16 protein-coding genes are annotated in these 15,132 nt (G+C 68.2%); 9 read left to right on the top strand and 7 right to left on the bottom strand.

Translation table 11 applies throughout. The annotated features are described in order from the left end of the window. Window positions 1-17: 17 nt before the first annotated feature. The gene (locus tag AGI3411_RS24230; RefSeq protein WP_165359259.1) at window positions 18-1,478 is read right to left on the bottom strand and encodes an aminotransferase-like domain-containing protein; all 1,461 of its coding nucleotides are present in this window, start codon (window positions 1,476-1,478) and stop codon (window positions 18-20) included. 112 nt (window positions 1,479-1,590) lie between these two features. Here AGI3411_RS24230 and AGI3411_RS24225 point away from each other — a divergent pair, with 112 nt between their 5' ends. Both AGI3411_RS24225 and AGI3411_RS24220 read left to right on the top strand, forming a co-directional pair. Next, window positions 1,591-2,511 (top strand): DMT family transporter, encoded by a 921-nt coding sequence (locus AGI3411_RS24225; protein ID WP_129529873.1) that lies wholly within the window; start codon window positions 1,591-1,593, stop codon window positions 2,509-2,511. Then, entirely contained in the window at window positions 2,508-3,152 is a 645-nt protein-coding gene (locus AGI3411_RS24220; protein WP_129529872.1) for a LysE family translocator, read from the top strand. The genes AGI3411_RS24225 and AGI3411_RS24220 overlap by 4 nt, the downstream gene beginning before the upstream one ends. A 9-nt stretch (window positions 3,153-3,161) precedes the next feature. On the opposite strand, the gene AGI3411_RS24215 is transcribed toward AGI3411_RS24220, so the two are convergent. Then, entirely contained in the window at window positions 3,162-3,854 is a 693-nt protein-coding gene (locus AGI3411_RS24215) for an LrgB family protein (protein WP_129529871.1), read from the bottom strand. Next, window positions 3,844-4,248 (bottom strand): CidA/LrgA family protein, encoded by a 405-nt coding sequence (locus AGI3411_RS24210; RefSeq protein ID WP_129529870.1) that lies wholly within the window; start codon window positions 4,246-4,248, stop codon window positions 3,844-3,846. The genes AGI3411_RS24215 and AGI3411_RS24210 overlap by 11 nt, the downstream gene beginning before the upstream one ends. Before the next feature lie 97 nt (window positions 4,249-4,345). Here AGI3411_RS24210 and AGI3411_RS24205 point away from each other — a divergent pair, with 97 nt between their 5' ends. Further along, entirely contained in the window at window positions 4,346-5,233 is an 888-nt protein-coding gene (locus AGI3411_RS24205) for a LysR family transcriptional regulator (RefSeq protein ID WP_129529869.1), read from the top strand. Between the two features lie 38 nt (window positions 5,234-5,271). Continuing rightward, complete coding sequence (locus AGI3411_RS24200) at window positions 5,272-6,159, top strand: alpha/beta hydrolase (RefSeq protein ID WP_129529868.1); 888 nt, start codon at window positions 5,272-5,274, stop codon at window positions 6,157-6,159. A gap of 28 nt (window positions 6,160-6,187) precedes the next feature. Here the strand turns inward: AGI3411_RS24200 and AGI3411_RS24195 are convergent, their stop codons facing one another. Beyond that, window positions 6,188-6,664 carry a multidrug/biocide efflux PACE transporter gene (locus AGI3411_RS24195; protein ID WP_129529867.1) on the bottom strand — a complete coding sequence of 159 codons (477 nt, stop codon included), beginning with the start codon at window positions 6,662-6,664 and terminating at the stop codon, window positions 6,188-6,190. A 113-nt stretch (window positions 6,665-6,777) separates the two neighbouring features. Here AGI3411_RS24195 and AGI3411_RS24190 point away from each other — a divergent pair, with 113 nt between their 5' ends. After that, complete coding sequence (locus AGI3411_RS24190; protein WP_129529866.1) at window positions 6,778-7,671, top strand: LysR family transcriptional regulator; 894 nt, start codon at window positions 6,778-6,780, stop codon at window positions 7,669-7,671. A 10-nt stretch (window positions 7,672-7,681) separates the two neighbouring features. Here AGI3411_RS24190 and AGI3411_RS24185 read toward each other — a convergent pair whose 3' ends face one another. Beyond that, window positions 7,682-8,509: a ChbG/HpnK family deacetylase gene (locus tag AGI3411_RS24185; RefSeq protein ID WP_129529865.1), complete on the bottom strand. Its 828-nt coding sequence runs from the start codon at window positions 8,507-8,509 to the stop codon at window positions 7,682-7,684. A gap of 36 nt (window positions 8,510-8,545) precedes the next feature. On the opposite strand from AGI3411_RS24185, the gene AGI3411_RS24180 reads away from it, so the two are divergent. After that, on the top strand, window positions 8,546-8,941 hold the full coding sequence (locus AGI3411_RS24180; RefSeq protein ID WP_129529864.1) for a GtrA family protein: 396 nt from the start codon (window positions 8,546-8,548) through the stop codon (window positions 8,939-8,941). On the opposite strand, the gene AGI3411_RS24175 is transcribed toward AGI3411_RS24180, so the two are convergent. Further along, entirely contained in the window at window positions 8,901-10,484 is a 1,584-nt protein-coding gene (locus AGI3411_RS24175; protein ID WP_129529863.1) for a glycosyltransferase family 39 protein, read from the bottom strand. The two genes, AGI3411_RS24180 and AGI3411_RS24175, sit on opposite strands and share 41 nt — an antisense overlap. Window position 10,485: 1 nt before the next feature. Next, window positions 10,486-11,478: a glycosyltransferase family 2 protein gene (locus tag AGI3411_RS24170; protein ID WP_244240447.1), complete on the bottom strand. Its 993-nt coding sequence runs from the start codon at window positions 11,476-11,478 to the stop codon at window positions 10,486-10,488. 223 nt (window positions 11,479-11,701) lie between these two features. On the opposite strand from AGI3411_RS24170, the gene AGI3411_RS24165 reads away from it, so the two are divergent. The 3 genes from AGI3411_RS24165 to AGI3411_RS24155 all read left to right on the top strand — a co-directional run bounded on the left by AGI3411_RS24165 (window position 11,702) and on the right by AGI3411_RS24155 (window position 15,103). After that, on the top strand, window positions 11,702-12,208 hold the full coding sequence (locus tag AGI3411_RS24165; RefSeq protein ID WP_129529861.1) for a GNAT family N-acetyltransferase: 507 nt from the start codon (window positions 11,702-11,704) through the stop codon (window positions 12,206-12,208). 187 nt (window positions 12,209-12,395) lie between these two features. After that, a complete protein-coding gene (gene gltS / locus AGI3411_RS24160) occupies window positions 12,396-13,604 on the top strand; it encodes a sodium/glutamate symporter (protein ID WP_129529860.1) in 1,209 nt (402 codons plus the stop codon). Between the two features lie 2 nt (window positions 13,605-13,606). Further along, window positions 13,607-15,103, top strand: coding sequence for a TAXI family TRAP transporter solute-binding subunit (locus tag AGI3411_RS24155; protein ID WP_129529859.1), 1,497 nt, complete (start codon window positions 13,607-13,609; stop codon window positions 15,101-15,103). The last annotated feature ends 29 nt before the right edge of the window (window positions 15,104-15,132 follow it).

Genomic DNA, 15,132 nt, shown 5'->3' with positions numbered 1-15,132 from the left:
GATATTGCTGTCTTCTATTATTGATTGCCGGACCGGGTTTGCGCGAAGATTTTTTCAAGATCGGCCCAGATACCGCGATGATCCGCGATGGTGACAGAGAAACGCGCCATGGTGGACGGCGCCTGCGACGGCGAAAACAGCGTGCCCGGCGCCAGCAGCATGCCGTGATCGGCCGCCACCCGCGCCAGTTCTTCGGAATCGCGGCCGCAGTCCGCCCAGACGAACATCCCCGCATGGGGCTCGTGGTGCACCGTCAGCCCCAGCTTGAACAGCCCCTTCAGGCAACGCTGGCGGGCGTCGTCCACCCGCGCGCGCACGCGCTCGATGTGCCGCCGGTACTGCCCTTCAATCAGCACGCGGTGCACGACCCGTTCGCCCAGTTCGGGCGAGGTCAGGCCGGCCAGCATTTTCAGGTCGGCCAGTTTCTGCAGGGTATCGGGGTTGGCGGCCAGGTAGCCCACGCGCAGGCTGGCCGCCAGCATCTTGGAATAGCCGCCCACCAGGATCACGCGGTTCAGGCGGTCCAGCACGGCCAGTTTCATGGCGCCACCCGGGTGCAGTTCGCCGTAGGTATCGTCCTCGACGACCATGAAGTCGTGGCGCTCGGCGATCCGCAGGATGTCGTAGGCCACACCGGCCGACAGCGTATGGCCCGTGGGGTTGTGCACGGCGCTATTGACGATGAAGAGCTTGGGTTTGTGCTGCGCCGCCAACTGCTCCAGCAGGACCGTGTCGGGGCCGTCCGGGCCGCGCGGCACGCCGATCAGGCGCGCGCCGAAGGCGGCCAGGCGGCCGAAGATGACGAACCAGGCCGGATCTTCGACCAGTACAGTATCTCCCGGCTTGACCAGGTGCCGGGCAATCAGGTCCAGACCATGCGTGACGCCATTGGTGGTGAGCAGGTTCAGTTCCGGGTGCGCCGGCACGCCATCGTTCTGCAAGGTGGCGGCGATCTGCTGACGCAGCGGCGCGAAACCCTGGGGATGGCCATAGCTGACCAGATGCCCGCGCACCGAGCGGCCCACCGCGCGCACGGCTCCCGCCACCATCTCCGGATCCAGCCAGTCTGCCGGCAGCAGCCCCGCCCCGCCCGGCATGCCGAGCGCGCTGTTGTCGCGAAACATGCTGCGCAGAAGCCAGGCGACGTCGATCCGAGCGGGCGGCGCCAGGGTGCTGGGGGCCGCCGTGGCCACCGCGGCCAGCGGGCCGCTGCGCGCCCGGACGAAGAACCCCGCGCCCCGGCGCGACTGCACCAGGCCTCGGGCCACCAGACGGTCATAGGCTTCCACCACGGTGAAGCGGCTGACACCGGACTGTTCGGCCATCTTGCGGATGGACGGCAGCCGGGTGCCCGGCCGCAAGCCCTGCTCGTCGATGCGACGAGCCAGGCCGTCGGCCAATTGCGCCACCAGGGTGGCATCGGCCTGGCGCACCGGCTGCCAAGGCATGGAAGATGAGGTAGCGGAAGCAACTGTCATGGGACTTTTACCAGGCCAGTGATTAAAGTGACATGCAAAAGTGTACCGGTACTGTACCGATAACTGTGCGTAGAGTGGCAGCAATAACGAAAACCCGCAACTGGTGGCTGTCATGACCCGTCCCGCTTTCTACCCCTCCGCCCAGGCCGCGGCCGGCACGTCCGGCACGCCGTGGGAAGGCTATGCCTATGGATTTCTGGGGGTACTGGTTTTTTCCCTGACGCTACCCATGACGCGGCTGGCCGTCGCCGAACTGCAGCCGCTGTTGATCGGGCTGGGCCGGGCGCTAGTGGCGGCGGTGCCGGCCGTCGCCGTGCTGTGGCTGACGCGCGCGCGCCGCCCGAACCGGCAGGAATGGCCCGGCGTGATCCTGGCCGCACTGGGCATCGTCGTAGGCTGGCCGCTGGCCTCGTCCTTCGCGATGCAGACCGTGCCTTCGTCGCACGGCGCGGTATTCAACGGGCTGCTGCCGCTGTCGACCGCGGCGTTCGCGGCCCTGCGCAGCGGCGAACGCCCGTCGCCCACGTTCTGGGCCTGGGCCCTCGTGGGCGCGGCGCTGGTCACGGCCTACGCGCTGCGCCAGGGCCACGGCACGCTGTCGCTGGGCGATCTCTGGCTGCTGGTGGCGGTGGTGCTGGGCGGGATGGGCTATGCCGAAGGCGCGCGGGCCTCGCGCACGCTGGGCGGCGGGCGCACAATATGCTGGGCGCTGGCGATCAGCGCCCCGGTCGTGGCGGCGCCGGTGGGCTGGATGGCCGCGCAGGCCAGCTGGCCCAGCACGCCGGTCGTCCTCGCCTGCGCCTACCTGGCGTTCGGCTCGATGTTCCTGGGCTTCTTCGCCTGGTATCGCGGGCTGGCCGTGGGCGGGATCGCCCGGGTCGGGCAAGTGCAACTGCTGCAACCCTTCCTCACGGTCGTGGCGGCGGCGCTGCTGTTTGGCGAATCCGTGGAAACGGCGACGTTCTTCTTCGCCGCCGCCGTGATCGTCGTGATCGCCGGCGGACGCCGCGCCATCGTCGGAACCAAGAAATGAATCTGCTTCCCTCCAATTGGGCCGACGTGCCCTTGATGTCACTGTCGTTGCTGGGCCCGCTGGCGATGTTCGCGCTGGTCAGTTCGATCACGCCCGGACCGAACAACGTGATGCTGGCCTCCTCGGGCCTGAACTTCGGCTTCCGCCGCAGCGTGCCGCACCTGCTGGGCGTGAACCTCGGTTTCACGCTGATGATCTTCCTGGTGGGCATCGGCCTGGGCTCGGTGTTCCAGCAGGTGCCGCAGCTGTACACCGTGCTGAAGTACGCAGGGGCCGCCTATCTGCTGTACCTGGCCTGGAAGATCGCCAACTCGGGCAGCATGGACGACGGCGAGGCCCGCGGCAAGCCGTTCACCTTCCTGCAGGCCGCGGCCTTCCAGTGGGTCAACCCGAAAGCATGGGTGATGGCCGTGGGCGTGGTGGCGACCTATACGCCGCAAAACGGCTTCTTCGCCAATCTGGTGATCGCCACCATCGTCTGCGGCATCGTCAACCTGCCCAGCATCGGCATCTGGGTCACCTTCGGCACGGCGCTGCGCCGCGTGCTCCACAAGCCCTGGGCCATCCGGGCCTTCAACGTGAGCATGGCGCTGCTGCTGGTGGCGTCCCTGTATCCGGTAGCGCTTGAACTGGTGCACTGAGCGCGGCGCTCAGGCCTGCAGGGCTACTACCACGGCGGGCGTGACCAGCACGTTGAACAGGCCCGCCATCACCATCACCAGGCCCGCGACCGCGCCCTCGTCGGCAGCCAGTTCGCGGGCCTTCGCCGTGCCGGCGCCGTGGGCGCCCATGCCGAACAGCGCGCCGCGCGCCAGGGCCGAGCGCAGCGGCAGCCAGCGGCGCATGAACTGGCCGATGGCCGCGCCGAACACGCCTGTCACGATGACGAAAACGGCCGTCAGGTCAGGCACGCCGCCTACGTGGGACGACACGGCCACGGCGAAGGGCGTGGCCACGGATCGCGGCAGCAGGCTCAGCCTGAGATCAGCCGGCAGGCCGAGCAGGCTGCCCAGCATCCAGGCGCTGGCCCCCGCGATCAGGCTGCCGACGGCAACGCCCGCCGCCAGCACGGGCCAGTAGCGGCGGATCAGCGCGCGCTGCTCGTACAGCGGCAGCGCAAATGCCACGATGACCGGCCCCAGCATCGCCATCAGCCAATGGGACCCCGCCATGTAGTCCCGATAGCCGGTATGCAGCGCGATCGCCAGCGCAAGCAGCAATGCCGGCGCCACCACCAGGGTCGACGTGCACCAGTAGGCGTAGCGGCGGTAGAACAGCCGGGCACAGGCATAGGCGAACACCGTCGCCGCCGGCCAGAACAGCAGATTGAAATCAAGCGGCATGGCGGTTCATCCAGCGGTAGCAGAAGTCGATGGTCAGCGCCGTGCCGGCCATGACCAGCGCGGTGCCCAGCAGGATGACCGCGAGCAGCTTCAATCCCAGCAGCCCCAGGAACTCGCGGTGATCCAGCAGCGACATGACGGCGGGGACGAAAAACAGCAGCATCTCGCCCAGCAGCCAGCTGGCGCCGCGATGCACATTGCGCACGCGCAGGCGACGCGTCGCCAGCAGGACCAGCACGATCGCCATGCCGATCACGCCGCCGGGCACGGGCAGCCCCAGGCCCTGGGCGACGGCCTGGCCCAGGCAGGAAAACAGGACGATCAAGCAGATCTGCAGCACGCGGCTGCGGCGCAGGACGCTGCGCAGGAGAACGGAGTAACGAAGAACGGACATCGGAAGGGGTTCCAGCGGCAAGCCTTCGTTTTACGCCCATGCCACCTATAGATAAAATGAATTCATTGAATTCACCCTATTCCAATAAGGCATAGCCATGGAACTGCGCCCCTTGCGCGCCCTGGTCGAAGTGGTTCGCCAGGGCGGCTTTTCGCAGGCGGCCAAAGCCGTCTTCGCGACCCAACCCACGGTAAGCAAGGCCGTGCGTCAGCTCGAAGACGAACTGGGCATGCCGTTGCTGGACCGCCACGCCCAACCCCCGCGGCTGACCGCAGCGGGCGAAATCGTCTACCGTCGCGCGGTGGCCATGCTGGCCCAGCGCGACGACCTGTACGCGGAACTGGACGAACTGAAAGGGCTCAAGCGCGGCGTGCTGCGGTTGGGCCTGCCGCCGCTGGGCAGCAGCACGCTGTTCGCGCCGATGTTCGCGCGCTTCCGCAGCCGCTATCCGCAGGTGGAGATCAGCCTGGTGGAACACGGCAGCCGCCGCCTGGAAGAAATGGTGATGGCCGGCGAAATCGAGCTGGCGGCCTCGCTCAGGCCGGTGCCGGACCACTTCGAATGGCAGCCCGTGGCCCGCGAACCGCTGGTGGCGTTGATGCCCGCCGACCACCCAAAGGCGCGCGCCGAGGCGGTGAGCCTGCGCGAACTGCGCGATTCGCCCTTCATCCTGTTCGAGACGGGTTTCGCCCTGAACCGCATCCTGCACGACGCCTGCCAGCGCGCGGGTTTCGCCCCCGCGATCGCGGCGCGCAGCGGCCAGATCGATTTCATCGTGGCGCTGGTGGCAGCCGGGCTGGGCGTGGCCTTCCTGCCGCGCCTGAAGGCTCGCGAAGAACTGCACGCCGGCGTGTCCCGGGTGCCCCTGCGCGATGCGGGCACGGACTGGGAGATGGTGCTGGTCTGGCGCCGCGGCGGCTACCTGTCGCATGCCGCCCAGGCCTGGCTGGCCTTGACCCGCGAAGTCCATCCCGAAGTATGCTGATGCCGGAACCCCGCCGCATCGCCGGGGTCACACGTTCCATGCCCGCACTCTCCCGCCTCTCTTTCCGCCGATTGCTTACCGCCGCCCTGCTCGCGGGCGCTGGCGCGGTCGGCTGTTCGCAACTGGATTCCTGGCAGCGCCAGACCATTTTCTCTCCCCAGGCCGAGCCCCAGACCTGGTGGCGCGAACCCGCCGCCGGCACCCGCGTCTACGATCTGGCGCTGGCCGGCGGCGACCAGGTGCGGGCCTGGTACTGGCAGAGCCCCCAGCCGAACGCCCCGACCGTGCTGTACCTGCACGGCGCGCGCTGGAACCTGAACGGTAGCGCCTTCCGGATCGACGGCTGGACCCGCATGGGCTATTCCGTGCTGGCGATCGACTACCGCGGCTTCGGCGCCTCCACCGCGCGCCTGCCGTCGGAGAAAAGCGCGCAGGAAGACGCCATCGCCGGGCTGAAGGAACTGGCCCGGCTGCAGCCCGACCCGTCGCGCCGCTTCATCTACGGGCATAGCCTGGGCGGCGCGATCGCGATCGATCTGGCCGCGCGCCCGGAACAGCCGGATTTCGCCGGCCTGATCGTGGAGTCGAGCTTCACCAGCATCGGCGCGATGCTGGCCACCCTGCGCTGGGGCAAGGTGCCGGGCGCCGGCCTGCTGGTCACGCAGCCGTTCGATTCGGTAGACAAATTGGCCAGCATGCACACGCCGATGCTGTTCATGCACGGCACCGCGGACCGCGTGGTACCGCATACGATGAGCGACGAGCTCTTTGCCGCCGCGCGCAATGTCTCGCCGGACATGAAGCGCCTGGTCAAGATAGAAGGCGCCTCGCATTCGGGCGCCTTCCGTAGCGGCGCACAATACGAAACCGCCGTAAGAACCTTCATGCGCGACGCCAGCCGCGCCTACCGGAGCAAGGCGGGCTGAGCCGCCGCGCGCCGGGCCGGGCCCGCGCTCAGGGCGCCTGGCTGGCGACGGCCGGGGCCGCCTGCGCACCGTTGCGGCCCAGCCATTTCATGACCCGCGGACGCGAGCGGTCGTAGGCCAGGTTGTACAGGAAGGCGTAGGGCAGATAGAACAGCACCAGCGCGATATCCAGCACGAATGCCTGCCACAGGCTGATACTGAGCCACCAGGCCGCCAGCGGAATCACGATCAGGATCAGGCCCAGCTCGAAGCCGAAGGCGTGCACAACACGCACCCGGAGGTTGCGGGTCCAGCCGAAGCGGTTCTCGATGCGGTCGAATCCGGCGTTGTAGATCATGTTCCAGACCAGCGCGATCCAGGCGATCACCGCGGTCAGCACGCCCATTTCGAACAGGGACTTGCCCATGGCCCAGGCCGCGGCAGGCGCGCACAGGCCGATGGCGAGGATTTCGAACAGAAAGGCGTGGAGGAAACGTTCTTTGAGGGTTTTCTTGGCTTGCGTCATGACCCACCTGAGGTCGGTTGCTACTGAGTGGAAGCGATTTTCCACGATATTTCCGGTACCATAAAGATAGAATCCATCGGAAATTCCGATATAACCTGCACCGGACGCCACCCATGCGCCACTCCTTGGAATCCCTGGCGGCTTTCGCCCAGGTCGCTTCGGAAGGCACCTTCTCCGCGGCCGCCCGCAAGCTGGGAAAAAGCCAGTCCACCATCAGCGAAACCATCGCCAACCTGGAAGTGGACCTGAACGTCACGCTGTTCGACCGCAGCCAGCGGCAGCCGGCGCTGACCGAGGCGGGCCGGGTCCTGCTGGGGCAGGCCTTGCAGGTGCTCGCGGCCAACGATCGCTTGAACCGCAGCGCCAGCCAGCTGGCCGAAGGCCTGGAGCCCCGGCTGACCGTGGTGCTGTCCGATACGTTCCAGTCGGAAACCTTCGACACCATGCTCAGCCAGATCGACCAGCGCTATCCGGCCCTGCGCTTCGAATGCCTGATCGCGGAATACGAGGACGTGGTGGCGCTGGTGCAACAGGGCCGCGCGCACCTGGGGCTGATGGCCGCCCAGGACGACTACCCGCCCGACGTGGCGCACGCCACGTTGGCGGAACTGTCGGAAATCGTCCTGTGCGTGGGCCGCGGCCATCCGCTGGCCAAGCTGCCCAGCGTCACGGAAGACCAGCTGAAATCCGCGCGCGCGCTGCGCTTGAGTACCTATGAGCTGGGCGACAAAGAGGCCGAGCCGGCCTATTCGACCTGGTCGGCGCCGGGTTATCTCATGCTGCTGGAAATGGCCAGCCGGGGGTTTGGCTGGACCGAATTGCCGCGCTGGATGATCCAGCGCTTCGGGCAGGACCAGTTGGCCGAATTGAAGGCCCCGGGCTGGCCGCGCCACATCCGGGTGGATGCGGTCTGGTCCCGGCGCAGGGCGCTGGGGCCCGCCGGCGCCTGGCTGCTGCAAAGCCTGACGGGCGGCCAGGCCCCGGGGCCGGAGCCAGGTTCCAGTTAGTGAACTGGCCCTAGCCCGCCATCGAGCGCGCCACGTCCGGCAAGCGCGAAATGTGCACGCCGTTGATGTTGAGCCAGTCGCCCAGCTTGGGGCTGGCCAGCACGTCGAACTCCGCGCGGCGCTGGCGCGACATGGCGCTACCGTCCTTGCAATCCACGGCGGGATGGCACATGAGCAGATCGCAATCGCGGGCATTGAACAACCAGTTCTGCAGCAGGTCCGCGTAGCGCCGCTTGCCGCCCTCGAACCCGTACACGCCAAGCAGCCGGCGATTCGTGCGCAGACCGTCCTTGCGCGCCTCGCGCGCCAGCGCCGCCGCGCCCAGCGCGCCGATGACGCGGGCCTTGACCGCTTCCCGCAGCGGGATGCCGCACTGCATGCCCGGCGCCGTCTGGCGCAGCCAGGGCCGGTTTGCGCCATAGCGGCTCTTGAGCAGGAGCAACAGGCGTGCGCGGATGCCGGGCAGCTGGTGCACGTGCTGGTGGCCGTCGACGTAATCCGGCGCGCGCCCCAGGGCCGCTTCGAAGGCATCGAACTGGCGCGCCAGATGCGCGTCGATCCACGCGGTGTCCAGGCGGCCGGTATAGGCGTTGAAGATCAGCCTGCCCAGCGCCGGCAGCGGCTCGGCGTCCGGGGCCAGCGCTTCCGTGAAGTTCACGTGCAGGCCGACGTCCACGTCCAGCGACGCCAGCCGCCGCGCGTTCGCAGCGAACGAAGTCCCCAGCGTCAGGCAGCTCACCGCGCTGAGGCGGCCCATGCCGGCCAGTTCGATCATGCCTTCATCGATCTCGGCATTCATGCCAAAATCGTCACCGCAGACCACGATACGTTTGCTCATCGCAATACCCCTTACTTCCATTTCGCCACGGTTTCCATGCGCACCCTGCTGCAACAAGTAAGCACTTTCATTGCCGTTGGATGCGCCGCCGCGGCCACGCATTGGGCCGTTGCCGTCGGTTGCGTGGAAGCCTTTGGAATGCCGCCGCTCGCCGCCAACCTGATCGGCTGGCTGATTGCGTTCGCGGTTTCCTTCGCGGGCCACTACCGGCTTACATTCCGACATTCAAAAACCCCTTGGACAATAGCAGCGCGTCGTTTCTTTCTTGTGTCAGCCGCCGGCTTCGCCATCAATGAAGCCGCCTACGCCTGGCTGCTGCACAGCACGGCGATCCGCTACGACATCCTGCTTGCCCTGATCCTCGCCGGGCTGGCCGTCGTCACCTTCATCGCTAGCCGGCTTTGGGCGTTCCGCCACAAACCCGCTGCCTGAGCGCGGCGTCCACCTCGACACGCCACATCGCGTACTTCGCGCTGCTGACCGCCGGCTCCAGGCCCCGCAGCGGCAGATAGACTGGATTGTCCGCGACCGTGCCCCACACCCAATAGCGCGCGCCGTCCGGCGCCTTGCACAGGCGGGCGTTGAACGCCGCCGGACTCACCAGCACCTGCTCGCCCGTGGCGGGGTCGAACTTGGCCGCGTCGTACAGCTCCTTGCGCCAGTTGTCCCGGGTCGGCACTTCCGGATTGAGCCAATCGTCCACCACCCACGTCGGCCGGGGTGCCCTGGCGTACAGGGCCAGGTCGAAGGGATAGGCATGCAGCGACACGAAGGTGTCCTCGGGCCGCGCCTGCTCGCGCACGACCTTTGCCAGCGGGGCCGCGCTGCCGCGCGCATTATTGGCGGCGATACCCACCGCGATCACACAGATGCCCGCCGCCACGGCCGCGCTCAAGCGCACCAGGCGTGGCGTGACGCCCTCGGCCTCGCCGCGCCAGGCGCTCAGGATGACTTCCGACAGCAGGAAGGCAAGCGGCGCCAGCGCGGGCAGGACGTAACCCACCAGCTTGGAATGCGGCAGCGAAAAGAACACGATCACGACGGCGAGCCACGCTAGCGCGAAGCGCCGCAGATCCCGCGCCGGGCCCTCCGCCCAGAATGCCTTGCGCAGGATGCCGCCGCCCCACAGGGACCAGGGCAGGCTCAGCCCGGCAAGCACCGGCAGGTAGAACCAGAACGGCTGCGCATTGTTGAAACCGGTCGCGGCGAAGCGCTGGAAATGCTGATAGACGAAGAAGTAATCGTAGAAGCCGGGGTAGCGCAGCTGCATCAGCACGAACCACGGCCCCGCCACCGCAAGAAACATTAGCACGGCGGGCGGCCAGAGCAGCGTGGCCAGGCCGCGCCAGCGCCGCCCCCACGCCAGCCACAGGAACAGGATGGCGCCCGGCAAAACCACGCCGATCAAGCCCTTGGCCAGCACGGCCAGGGCCGCCAGCGCCGCGGCGGCCAGCGACATCCAGCGCCAGGGCTGTCCGCGTTCGGCGCGCAGCACCGCGTCCACCGCGGCGAGCAGGCAGAGCGTAATCATGCCGGCGACCAGCATGTCCAGATTCGCGAACTGCGCGCCACCGTAGAAGAACGGCATGGTGGCGAGGATCAGTACGGTCAGCGTGGCCGCCGCCGCGTCGCGGTAGCGCCGCAGGAAGCCGTACAGGGCCGCCGCCGCGCCCCATGCCGCCAGCCAGGACGGCACACGCGCCGCCCAGGGATGCACGCCGAACACCGAAAAGGACAGCTCCGTCAGCCAGTAATAAAGCGGCGGTTTGTGGAAGTAAGGCATGCCGTCCAGCAGCGGCACGGCATGCGAACCGCTGCGCAGCATGTCCCAGGCCACGCCGGCGTAGCGGCCCTCGTCGGGCAGCGTCAACGGCCTCAGCCACGCCAGCCAGGCCAGCCAGACGCCGATCACGAGCAGAAAGCGTCCTGCCGGCGGGGTCCAGGCGGAACGCCCCCGTAGTATGTTGGCGGACATATCAGCGCGGATCCTGATCCGGACGGGAAGCGCGTCCCTGGCGGCGGCGCACCACGAACAGGGGCCGGCCTTTGACCTCATCGAAGATGCGGGCGACGTACTCTCCCACCACGCCCAGGGAAATCAGGTTCACGCCGGCAAAGAACAGGACGGCCGTCACGATCGTCGTCCAGCCCGAAACCGGATTGCCCGACAGCAGGTAGTCGCCGACGAGATAGGCTGCGTAGGCCAGCGCCAGCACGGCAAAGGACACGCCCACCAGGCTGACCAGGCGCAACGGCCAGGTCGTGAAGGCGGTCAGCCCGTCCAGCGCCAGGCGGAACAGGCGCATGCTGCCGAAACGGCTGTCGCCATGCATCCGCTCGTCCGGCGTATAGGCCAGGGCTTCACCCTTGAAGCCGACCCAGGCATACAGCCCCTTCATAAAGCGGGTGCGCTCCGGCAGCGCGTTCAGCGCGTCGACCACGCTGCGGTCCATCAAGCGGAAATCGCCGGCATGGGCGGGCACGTCCACGCCGCGCGCGCCGCTGAGCAACTTGTAGAACCAGCGCGCGCCCGAGCGCTTGATCCAGGATTCGTCGGCGCGGCTCTCGCGCACGGCGTAGACCATTTCGGCGCCGGCGGCCCAGCGCGCCAGCATCTGTTCGATCAGCGCCGGCGGATGCTGCAGATCGGCGTCCAGGCAGATCACCACGTCGCCGGAGGCGGACTCCAGGCCGGCGCTGAGCGCGGCTTCCTTGCCGAAGTTGCGCGACAGCTGCACGTAGCGGAAGCCCTCGTGCTCCGTCCATTCCGCCATCAGCGCTTCGGTGCCGTCGGTGCTGCCGTCGTCGGCGACGATCACTTCCCAGCCGGAGCACAGCGCCGTGAGCCGGCTGCGCAGCAAAGGCAGCAGCACCCGCAGGTTCTCGCATTCATTCAGGCAGGGAATGACGCAAGTCACGCAGGTGTCGTACGGCACGTTGGCCGCCGGCGCGGACCAAAGCGATTCCATGGGGAACGATTTGGTCAGCACTTGCGGGGCGATGGGATCGGACCGGAATTGGATGTGCATGGAACGTTAAACTCGGAATGCAGGACACTATGCCGGGCAGTATGCGCAGGGGCTCGTCGAATTTTCATGAAATGCCGGCGGCAAAGCCGGGACGGGCCGGCGTCGCTACAATGCGTCCGATTCCCTGTTTTCCCAGATCGTCATGCAATACCGAGTCAGGCCCATGCTTGCCAGCGACGTGGACGGCATCCTGGCCGCCCAGACCCTGGCTTATCCCGATTTCCTGCTGGAGAGCGCCGGTTTCTTCCGGAACCGGCTGACGCTCGCCCCGTCGCACTGCTGGGTCGCCCAAGCCGCGGCGGCGCCCGCCGGCCGCGAAAGCCTGCTGGGCTATCTGATCTCGTACCCCTGGGATGCGGGCCTGCCGCCGGCCCTGGACGTCACGCTGGCGTCGCTGCCGGCCGGCGCCGACCACTGGTTCCTGCACGACTGCGCCGTGGTGCCGCAGGCCCAGGGGCTGGGAGTCGGCCAGGCGCTATTGCGCGCCGCCGCCGCCGCCGCCCTGGCAGGCGGCCTGCGCCGGGCCAGCCTGGTCTCGCTGGAATCCGCGACGGGCTACTGGCGGCGCCATGGCTACGCCCCCATGGCCGTCGCCAATGCCGGGCTGGCAGAAAAGCTTGCCGGCTACGGGCCGCAGGCCCAGTACATGTCGCGCGGGCTGCCGCTCTAGCCGCCCCGCCGCGGCAAATCCCTTCAACCACGGCGCCTGCCGGACGCCCCCCCGCGCCGGGCGCCGCCTGCCTGTCCCCATGTACAACGCTACCGCAGCGGACGTAACATGATCCGCATGCGTGTGAGGCGGCAGGGTTCCCATAGCCGGAAATCTAACTGTGCCCCGACAGGGCGCAAAGGTATCTATGATCTCGCTTTCGCCCGTTCAATCGCTATTGGCCTGCTGCCTGGTGCTCGTCGTCGGCCGGGTACTGACCACCCGGATCGGACTCCTGGCGCGCTACAGCATTCCCGACCCCATCGTGGGCGGCCTGCTGTTCGCCGTGATTGCCTACCTGCTGTCGACCTGGGGCGGCATCTCGGTTTCGCTCGAAACCAGCGTCAAGCCGACCTTGCTGCTGCTGTTCTTCGGCTGCATCGGCCTGACCGCCAACCTCAAGCTGCTGGCCAAGGGCGGCCCCCGGCTGATCGCCTTCCTGCTGGCCTTGATTCCATTCCTGGTGTTGCAGAACGCCGTCGGGCTGGGCATGGCCTGGCTGCTGGACCTGCACCCTCTGATGGGCCTGCTGGGCGGCACGATCACCCTGGTGGGCGGGCATGGCACGGGCGCGGCCTACGCCACCCGCTTTGCCGATTTCAACAATATCCAGGACGTGATGGCGCTGGCGATGACTTCCGCCACTATGGGCCTGGTGCTGGGCGGCGTGGTGGGCGGCCCGGTGGCGGAATGGATCATGCGGCGGCACAAGCTGTCGGGCAGCCTGGACCATGCCCCCGACGCCAAACATGAAGCCCCGGACCTCACGGAAAACGCCGGCCCTGCCTCCGCCGGTACGTTCATCGTGTCGATGACTGCCGCTTTCGTCTGCCTTGTCGTCGGCGGCTACCTGGCCGCGCTGGTCGAGGACGCGCCGGTCAGCCTGCCCAATTTCCTGTGGTGCCTGGCCACGGGCGTGGTCATCCGCAACGGCGGCGAACACCTGGGCCTGAAACTGGACGACCGCGTCACCGACATCATCGGCACGATCGCCCTGTCGCTGTTCCTAGGCATGACGATGATGACGCTCGACCTGTCCAGCGTGGCGCGCCTGGCCGGCCCGCTGGCGCTGATACTGGCGGTGCAGACCGTGTTCTGCGCGCTGTATGCCGCCTGGGTGGTGTTCCGCCTGCTCAAGCGCGACTACGAGGCGGCCATCATGTCGGCGGCCTTCTGCGGCTTTTCGCTGGGCGCCACCGCCACCGCCATCGCCAATATGCAGGCGCTCACGCGCCGCCATGGCCCGGCTCCCGAGGCGTTCATCGTGGTGCCGGTCACCGGCGCGTTCCTGGTCGACATCCTCAACGTCATCGTGCTGACCTCGCTGATCTCCTTGCCGTTCGTGGGAGGGATGTAAGCATGTTCAAACGCCTCGTTCTCCTGCTTCTCTGCGTGGCGCTGACGGCCTGCGGCCGCGCGCCCGACGCCGACGTGCTGCGGACCGACGTCGAACGCAGCCTGACCACCGCCTATGGCGACGGCCTCTTCCGGATCGCCGAGCTCAAGCGCATGGGATCCGCCGCAGACAATAACGCGCCCGCGGGTGAAAACCGCCGCGTGGTCTATTACGACGTCGCCCTGGACGTGGGCCGCGATGTGTCGCTCGGCGCCTGGGACCAGCCCGGCGCGGCCTCGCTCGTCACCCTGCTGGGCGCGGGCCCGCGCAGCATCAGCGGCGTGAAATCCGGCGGCAACCAGGCCGGCGACCGCATCGTCGCCCACGCCAGCGCCATCTACCGCCAGGAAGGCGAAGGCTGGAAGCTGGTGACGCCCGCCGGCTTCAAGGCGGCCGAGGCCCCCAGCCTGGATACTGGCGCGCCGCCGCCCGTCACGCGCCAGCTGCTCGACACCCTGGACCAGATCACCCATTCCGTCGCCTACAGCGCATCCAGCACCGCGCAGCACGTGGTGCAGCAGGAACTGGAACGTTCCGTGGCCCGCATCAACGGCCGGCTGTCGCGCCTGCAGCAGGGCTACCCGCTGGCGGGCGGACCAGACCGCGGCGAGTACGTGGCGTTCGCCCGCGCCTTGAGCGACGTGGCCCGCAGCCAGCAGATCCGCGTCTCGCCGCTGATCACCGGAGGCGGCGCCGAAAACATCGCGCTGCTGCGTAGCGGCGACGCAGTGGTCGGGCTGGCGCAAGCCGACACGGCGCGGCTGGCCTACGACGGCAAGGGGCCGTTCGCCTCCCAAGGGCCATTCACCGGCCTGCGGGCCCTGGGCAGCCTCTACCCGGAACTCGTCCATATCGTCGTACGCGACGATGCCGCCCTGCGCAGCGTGCGCGACCTGAAAGGCAAGACCATTGCCCTGGGGCCGGAAGGCTCGGCGGTGCGCGCCACCCTGGAAGCGGTGCTGGCGGCGCACGGACTGCAGCCCGGCCGCGACTACACCGTCGCCAGCACGCCGTTCGCCGCCTCCCTGCCCGCGCTGAACTCGGGCGAGGTCGACGCGGCGGCTCAAGTAATCGGCGTGCCGGCGACGCCCCTGCGCGATGCGTTGACCCAGGCGCGCCTGAAACTGCTGCCGCTGGACCCCACCGCCATCAAGGCGCTGACGGCCTCGGACAGCGCGCTGATGCCGCTGGACATCGCCGCCGGCACCTATCCCAACCAGACGGAAGCCATTCCCACCGTGGGCATGGCGGCGCTGTTGCTCACCACCACGGACCTGACCCGCGACGAAGCCCTGGTAATCGTGCGCGCCGTCTACCTGACCGGGCAAGACCTGCTGGCCGCCGGATCGACCCAGGGCGCCCAGGTCTCGGCCGCCACCGCCCGCCGTGGATTGACCGTGCCGCTGCACGACGGCGCCCAGGAGGGCCTGGCGGCGCTGGAGCACGGCAAACCGCGATGAGGCCGTTGCGCTTATGATGGCGCTCCTCA

Source organism: Achromobacter agilis (assembly GCF_900496965.1).
GTDB classification, from domain to species: Bacteria; Pseudomonadota; Gammaproteobacteria; order Burkholderiales; family Burkholderiaceae_B; genus Achromobacter; species Achromobacter agilis.
This window is presented reverse-complemented; position numbering and strand designations above follow the sequence as displayed.